This window comes from Bradyrhizobium sp. LTSPM299, from assembly GCF_000938235.1.
Classification (GTDB): domain Bacteria; phylum Pseudomonadota; class Alphaproteobacteria; order Rhizobiales; family Xanthobacteraceae; genus Bradyrhizobium.
The window spans coordinates 194160-201339 of the sequence record NZ_JYMU01000098.1 but is presented as its reverse complement, the minus strand read 5'-3'; the positions used below and the strand labels follow the sequence as shown (position 1 = coordinate 201339).

Annotated in this window: 7 protein-coding genes and 1 pseudogene; 7 read left to right on the top strand and 1 reads right to left on the bottom strand. The window is 60.9% G+C overall.

The genetic code is table 11. The features are described 5' to 3' along the window. A pseudogene (locus tag UP10_RS41495) lies at positions 1-478 on the top strand (DUF932 domain-containing protein); the annotation flags it as partial. 158 nt (positions 479-636) lie between these two features. Here the strand turns inward: UP10_RS41495 and UP10_RS41490 are convergent. Further along, positions 637-1095: a MarR family winged helix-turn-helix transcriptional regulator gene (locus tag UP10_RS41490; RefSeq protein ID WP_063775441.1), complete on the bottom strand. Its 459-nt coding sequence runs from the start codon at positions 1093-1095 to the stop codon at positions 637-639. A 248-nt stretch (positions 1096-1343) separates the two neighbouring features. Here UP10_RS41490 and UP10_RS41485 point away from each other — a divergent pair, with 248 nt between their 5' ends. The 6 genes from UP10_RS41485 to UP10_RS41460 all read left to right on the top strand — a co-directional run bounded on the left by UP10_RS41485 (position 1344) and on the right by UP10_RS41460 (position 7116). Continuing rightward, entirely contained in the window at positions 1344-2393 is a 1050-nt protein-coding gene (locus tag UP10_RS41485; RefSeq protein ID WP_044592895.1) for a substrate-binding domain-containing protein, read from the top strand. Between the two features lie 65 nt (positions 2394-2458). Then, complete coding sequence (locus tag UP10_RS41480) at positions 2459-3697, top strand: urea ABC transporter substrate-binding protein (RefSeq protein ID WP_044592894.1); 1239 nt, start codon at positions 2459-2461, stop codon at positions 3695-3697. Positions 3698-3756: 59 nt separating this feature from the next. Then, a complete protein-coding gene (locus UP10_RS41475) occupies positions 3757-4623 on the top strand; it encodes a branched-chain amino acid ABC transporter permease (protein ID WP_044592893.1) in 867 nt (288 codons plus the stop codon). Further along, positions 4623-5687, top strand: coding sequence for a branched-chain amino acid ABC transporter permease (locus tag UP10_RS41470; RefSeq protein WP_044592937.1), 1065 nt, complete (start codon positions 4623-4625; stop codon positions 5685-5687). The genes UP10_RS41475 and UP10_RS41470 overlap by 1 nt, the downstream gene beginning before the upstream one ends. 2 nt (positions 5688-5689) lie before the next feature. Beyond that, the gene (locus UP10_RS41465; protein WP_044592892.1) at positions 5690-6418 is read left to right on the top strand and encodes an ATP-binding cassette domain-containing protein; all 729 of its coding nucleotides are present in this window, start codon (positions 5690-5692) and stop codon (positions 6416-6418) included. Then, positions 6415-7116: an ABC transporter ATP-binding protein gene (locus UP10_RS41460; RefSeq protein ID WP_044592891.1), complete on the top strand. Its 702-nt coding sequence runs from the start codon at positions 6415-6417 to the stop codon at positions 7114-7116. Before UP10_RS41465 ends, UP10_RS41460 begins: the two co-directional genes overlap by 4 nt. Positions 7117-7180: the final 64 nt, after the last annotated feature.

Here is a 7180-nt window from a genome sequence, read left to right as displayed (position 1 = left end):
GACCCGTACCGTGGAAAGCCGGGCCGTGAGAGTAGAGGCGGGCCGCGACAATGCCGAACGGTTGGCCCTGATGGTACCGGGACGCAGCGAACCGGTTGCGCCGACGCATTGGAGTTTTGGGCAGTTGTGTAGCCTTGTCGGCGCGCCGACATCTTATATGCGTCAGCTTCCCGCGCCACTTACCGCGATAAACCTGCAACACGGCTTGCTGTCACACCGTGGTGAGTTGGTGAAGACGTTGGAGGCTGATGACGGCCGCATTGAGCTTCGTGCCGTGACCGGGCCGGACTATGGCCGCATCTGGGATCATGAACTTGTCACCGCCGTGATGAAGATCGCGGGTAACGGCAACGGGGATACAAGATGGAAGGTGCCCGGGGTGCTGGATTGGGCGACCATGACCCACAACCCGTTCGTGGACATCACCAAGGACACGACGACACTCTACGCGAGCGATCGGGATGTGTTCCTGTTTTTGGAGAGGCACGTAGGACGTATGAGAGCCACCTAGCTCGAGCTCAGTGGATGACCGAACACGGGTACAAACTTCTGTTGCGGCAAGGCACTTACCTTTAGATCGGCTCACGCCATGGTGGGGGATCCCTTCGCTGCAAGGGTACAAGGGTTCGACGGTTGTTATGTCATTCGTAAGTCAACATCTCGCGTGCGCGAGTCAAGCGAGGACACGGGGAGGGGATAGGCCAGCAGGTCCAAGAGCAGGGTCGTCAAGGTCGCGGCTTCAGACGCGCCCAGCCTGTCGAGGATATCCTGCTGAATAGACATGCCGAGCTCGCCGATGTCGTCGAAGCGCGCCGCGCCCCTGCGCGAGAGAAATACCAGGACCTTGCGCCGATCGAGTGGATCGGGACCGCGATAGACCTCGGCGGAGGCGACCATTCTGTCGATGATCTTTGTAAGTGTCGGACCGTCGACAAAGAGACGCGTCGCCAGATCGCCCATCGGAAGACCGTTCCGCTCCGCCAGCGCTTCGAGCACGCGATACTGATGGAGAGACACACCTCTGGGCTTCAGCTGCGCTTCCAGCGCCTGCTCCAGCCGACGATTCACTCCCCGGATGAGGTCGGATAGGTCCACTTGCGGTTCCCTGACTAGATTAGTTGATATTTCAACATTTGATTTCGACTATAAATTGGAACGGGTGGAAAGCAAATCCGTTTGCCGCTGCTCAATGAATAGGCTGACTGAACGACCAGCGCCGGAAAGAAGGGCAGCCAATTTGCCAGATTGATCGCTTCCGCCGCAAAACTGGCTTCGCCGGGGGCGAGATCGCAGTTGGCACGATTCGTGAGTGGTATGTCCGTGGAAGTACGGAGAGACCGCTTTTGCGTAGCGTTCGGGTATGTCTGCTCATCCCACAAAGCGGCGCAGCGGGGCTGTGGGCACCGTCAGCCGAGGCCTGTGGGCGCTTGGCTGTCGATGAAATCAACCGGATGTCGGGCATCCTGCGCCGTCCGGTCGAGTTGCGCATCATCAACGCCGGTGAGAGCGGCGCGAGCGCAGGCCAGGCCGCGCGCGACGCAATCGAAATTCATGGCGCGCACGGTATTGTCGGGATGTTGCCCAGTTTTTCCCGGGACTCCGTGGCGAGTGCAGCCCATGGTCGCGTCCCCTTCATATACACGCCGCAGTTCGAGGGGCTGTCGTCGACGTTCGACGTCATGACGACTGGTGAGACCGCCGATGAGCTTCTCGCGCCGGCGATTCAGTGGCTTTCGGAGTCAAAACACGCGCAACGCTATTTCCTCTGCGGAAATGATTACATATGGCCGCGCTCGTCGCTCAAGATTGCGCGCGCGCTGATCGCTCGCTTCGGGGGAACGGTGACGGGAGAGCATTATCTGCCCGTCGGCTCGCATGACTTCGACGAGATCCTGGACCGGATCAAGGCCACGCGTTCGGACGTGCTTGTACCGCTTTTCCTGGGGTTGGATTGCATCGCCTTCAATCGGGCGTTCTGCGCAGCGGACCTGAGTTCGCGCGTGCTGCGGTTTTCCACCGCGATCGACGAGACCGTCGTTTATGGGCTCGAGACGGACGAGACCGAAAACCTCTATGCAGCTTCGAGCTATTTCTCGTCGATTCGGTCCCGCAACAACGGCGCATTCCTGGAGCGTTACCACACGGCGTTTGGCGATAGTCCGCCCCCGGCCAATGCCTACGGGGAGTCCTGCTACGAGGGCATTTATTCGCTCGCGGCCCTGATCGAGCAGGCGGGCAGTCTCGATGCGTTGGAACTGACCCGCTTTTACGGGCGAAGCATCCAGCAACGCACGGCGCGCGGCGATGATGCGCGACCGGTGGTAGGGGGGCGGCATCCGATCTATCTCGCCCGGCTCGACGGATACGACTTCTCCATTGTCGCGCGTCGATAAAACGCTTGCAATTTCAACTATTGTATTTTTAATAGTTGCCAGATCAAGAACCATTGGGGGTTTTCATGACTTTCTCCCGCCGTCGCTTCCTGCAGCACTCGGCCATTGCAACGACGGCGTTGATTGCGGCACCCGCGGTCTTCCGGTCCGGAGCGCTGGGCGCCGAAAACCCGATCGTCGTCGGCAGCCTACACGACCAGTCCGGTCCTATCGCAGCCTCCGGTACGCCGATGGTCTACGCTTTGCAGCTCGCGGTGGACGAGATCAATGCGGGTGGCGGACTGATCGGCCGGCCGCTGAAGGTGATCCACTACGACACCCAGTCGAATATCCAGATGTATTCGCAATTCGCCCAGCAGCTCGCGGTGAAGGACAAGGTCGACGTGGTTCACGGCGGCATCACCTCGGCCTCACGCGAGGCGGTGCGCCCGACCTTCGATCGCTTCAAGGTGCTGTACTTCTATAACGTGCTCTATGAAGGCGGCGTCTGCGATCGCAACACTTTCTGCACCGGGACGACGCCCGCACAAACCGTGGAAAAGCTGGTGCCGGCCGCGATGAAGAAGGCAGGCAAGAAGGCCTACATCATTGCTGCCGACTACAATTACGGTCAGATCACCGCGAAGTGGATGACCAAATACGTCAAGGACAATGGCGGCGAGGTGCTGTCGACCGACTTCTTCCCGCTCGACGTCACCAACTTCGGCCCGACGATCTCGAAGATCCAGGCCGCGAAGCCCGACCTCATTCTCTCGGCGCTGGTCGGTGGCAACCACACCGCGTTCTACCGGCAGTGGACGTCGGCTGGCATGAAGGGAAAGATCCCGATCGCATCGACCACATTTGGTCTTGTCAACGAGCCGACCACGCTTGACGCGGCCGAGAGCGATTCCATTCTCGGCGCCTACGGCTATTTCGAGGAGTTGACGACGCCGGCCTCAAAGAGCTTCGTCGAGAAGATCAAGAAAGCACATTCCGACACGCCCTATATCAGCGAGCTCGCCGCCTGTACCTATGAAGGCGTCATGCTCTGGGCGGGCGGTGTGCGCAAGGCCGGCAGCATCGACCGCATGAAGGTGATTGCGGCGTTGGAGGACTCCATCTCGTTCGACGGACCAAGTGGCAAGGTCACACTCGACAAGGCGACCCATCACACGATCCGTAACGCGTTCCTCGCAGACGTGAAGGACCGCAAATGGTCGGTGCTGGAGAGCTTCCCCGACGTCAAGCCGGCCGATACGGCGAGCGTCTGCGATCTCGTCAAGAACCCGAACGACACCAAGCAGTACATTATCAGTCTCTGACGCCTTTGGCCCCGCGGTCGACGGGGCCAAAGCGTTGGACCGCCGGAAGGACCTTATGAATGGCGATCTACGTCATACTCGGGCTCGACGTTCTGAACGGAATTTCTTCGCTGTTTTTGCTGTGCCTGGGACTGGCGATCATCTTCGGCATGATGAAGATCATCAATCTCGCCCATGGCGAGTTCATCATGCTCGGCGCTTACGCGACCGTCATCTCGGCAAACGCCGGGGTGAACATCTGGATCGCGATGCTTGTCGTTGCGCCGCTATTTGTCGGCGTCGTCGGCCTCATCATCGAGCGTTGTCTCATCCGCTTTCTCTACGGACGCCTTGTTGATTCGATGCTGGCGACCTGGGGACTGAGCCTCGCGATCATCGGCATCATCACGACGATCTACGGTAACACCCAGCAAGGAGTGCCCACCCCCCTTGGCGGCTTCTCGATCGGGTCGTATCAGTCGAGCTACTACACGCTGTTCCTGGCCGGCATGGCGGCCGTCATGATGGCTCTGGTCTACGGCGTCATGCGCTACACCCGGTGGGGTCTGATCGCTCGCGCGACGATGCAGAACCCGGCGATGGCGGCGACCCTGGGTGTTAACCCGGCGCGGGTCTATATGAGCACCTTCGCGGTCGGCGCCGCGGTCACGGGTCTGGCAGGCGGCTTGCTGGCGCCGGTCTCAGGTATCACACCCGGGATGGGCGGCGCCTATGTCGCCAAGACCTTCATGACGGTGGTCGGCGGCGGCGCGGCGATCCTGTCGGGCACGATGTCGGCGGCGAGCCTGTTCGGCGCCGTCAATCAGATCGGCGCTTACTTCACGACGCCGGTTTATGGCGAGGTCCTCGTGTTCACGGCGGCGATCGTGCTGATCCGTCTGCTGCCGCAGGGCATCTCCGGTCGCTTCTTCAAGGGGACCCTATGATGTCGGCCCGCTTTCGTCTCGCGGCCCAGGGTGGAGCGGTCGTCGTTGCAATCCTTGCGATCGCGCTGATTCCCTCGGTGATCGAACTCTTCGCGTTGATGCAATTGACGCTGTTCGCCGCGATGTCGGTGTTGGCGCTCAGCCTTGCCTTCATCTGGGGATTTGGCGGCATCCTGTCGTTCGGGCAGACCGCGTTCTTCGGATTGGGCGGTTACGCCTACGCGATTGCCGCCATCAATTTCCAAGACTCGACGCCGGCCATCCTGCTCGCCATTGTCATTCCGCTGCTGTTTGCGGCGATCCTCGGCTATTTCATTTTCTTCGGCCGCATCTCCGACGTTTATCTCGGCGTGATCACGCTGACCGTCACCCTGATCCTGTTCAACTGCCTCAACTCGACGTCCGGCGACGGGTATCGGATCGGCACGGCGTTGCTCGGCGGATTCAACGGCATTCCGTCAGTGCCGACGTTCAACGTGCCGTTCTATCCGGGTGAGGTGTTGTCGCCCGAACAATCCTGGTGGGCGACGGCCGGAGCCTTGCTTGCGGTATTCCTGCTGTTGCGTGTTCTTCTGTCGCTGCCGGCCGGGCGCGTCATCGTGGCTGTGCGCGAGAACGAGGTGCGCGCTTCCCTGCTCGGTTATGACCCGCGCCTGGTCAAGCTGCTTACGTTCATCTTGGGCGGTGCGGTCGCGGGGCTTGCCGGTGCGCTCTACGTCAATTGGGGCGCGTTCGTCAGCCCGACCATATTCAGCCTGTCGCTCTCGGCCGAGATCATCATCTGGATCACCGTCGGCGGCCTTGGCACATTGCTCGGCCCGGTCGTCGGCTGCGTGCTGATCGAGTACATCGTCGCCTATATCGGTTCGCAGCAGGCGTTCAACTCCAATCTCGTTCTCGGCGCCGTCCTGATTGTATTCGTGCTGCTCCTGCCCAAGGGGCTGGTGCCGACGCTGCGTGATCTCCTGCTCAGGCTTGTGCCTGAACCGAAGCCGAAGGCACCTCGCGCGAACGAGCCGCTGCCATCATCGGCAGTGGCGCCGCACCCGGCTGGAGCGGAATAGCAATGGCCGACCTCGTACCCCTGCTCAAGGCCGAGCACCTCACAATGCGGTTTGGCGGCGTGGTCGCCAATGACGACATCACCTTCACATTGGAGGAGATGGAGCTGCGCTGCCTCATTGGCCCCAACGGCGCAGGCAAGAGCACCTTCTTCAAGATGCTCACGGGCCAGCTCATCCCGACCTCGGGCACGATAGCGTTTCGGGGGCAGCCAATAGCCGGCATGCTGTCGCACCAGATCGCCCGTATGGGGATCGGCATCAAGACCCAGGTGCCAAACGTCTTCAACGGCCTCTCGGTGCGCGAGAACATCTGGCTTGCGGTTCGCCGCAAGACGACACCGCGCGCACAGGCGCCAGCCGTCAATTCCGTTCTGGAGATGATCCGCCTGACCGATCACGCCGACCGCATCGTCGCGACATTGTCTCACGGTCAGCGGCAGTGGGTGGAGATCGGCATGGTGCTGGCCGCCGAGCCTGATTTGATCCTGCTGGATGAGCCGGCAGCCGGCATGACCGACGAGGAAACCTTTCATACCGCCGCGATCATCCGCGAGATCAACCGGATGCATGCCATCATCGTCGTCGAGCACGACATGGAGTTCATCAAGCAGATTGCCAAGAAGGTGACCGTGTTCCACCAGGGGCGGGTGCTGGTTGAAGATATCGTGGACAAGGTTCTGGCGGATCAACGGGTGCGCGACGTCTACCTCGGCAAGAAGGTGGCGGCATGAGTGCGCTCCTGGAGGTCCAAGACCTGCGATCCGGATATGGACGGATTCCAATCCTGTTTGGCATCGATATGACGGTGCAGGACGGTGAGTATCTCGGCATTCTCGGCCATAACGGCATGGGCAAGACCACAACCCTGCGTGCGTTGATGGGACATCTGCCGACGACCGGCGGCACGGTCATCTTCGCGGGCAAGACGATCACCCATTTGAAGCCGCATGAGCGATCCCGGCTCGGCATCGGCCTGGTGCCGCAGGGGAGGGAGATTTTCCCCGATTTGAGCGTCTACGACAACCTGCGTATGGGCCTCGCTGCAGCGCCAAGGGAAGACCGCGGTGTCATTGATACGGTGCTGCAAGACTTTCCGCGCCTGGTGAAACTGCTCGATCGGCGCGGCGGCGCCTTGTCGGGTGGCGAGCAGCAATTGCTCGCGTTGGCGCGCTGCCTCTGCACCAAGCCGCGGCTCATCCTGCTCGACGAGCCGACGGAGGGTATCCAGCCGTCGATCATCGAAGAGATCGCCGAGACGCTGCTCGCGTTGAAGAAGCGATGGAGCATGTCGCTGATCGTCGTCGAGCAGAATCTCGACTTCATCACCTCGCTGTCCGACCGGGTCCTCAACATCCAGAAGGGACGCATCACGGAAGAGCTTAACCGGGAAAGCCTGATGGCACGGGATCCGGCCATGAGTCCGAGTTAGGGCCAATTCCGGCGCAGTCGCGCCGGCCACTGCGATCGTTGATTTCTGTCTTCTCTGCCAGCTT

Bases quoted from the DNA above. Each gene is read 5' to 3' on its own strand.
- UP10_RS41480 (WP_044592894.1), top strand. From the start codon at position 2,459: ATGACTTTCTCCCGCCGTCGCTTCCTGCAGCACTCGGCCATTGCAACG.
- UP10_RS41475 (WP_044592893.1), top strand. From the start codon at position 3,757: ATGGCGATCTACGTCATACTCGGGCTCGACGTTCTGAACGGAATTTCT.
- UP10_RS41470 (WP_044592937.1), top strand. From the start codon at position 4,623: ATGTCGGCCCGCTTTCGTCTCGCGGCCCAGGGTGGAGCGGTCGTCGTT.
- UP10_RS41465 (WP_044592892.1), top strand. From the start codon at position 5,690: ATGGCCGACCTCGTACCCCTGCTCAAGGCCGAGCACCTCACAATGCGG.
- UP10_RS41460 (WP_044592891.1), top strand. From the start codon at position 6,415: ATGAGTGCGCTCCTGGAGGTCCAAGACCTGCGATCCGGATATGGACGG.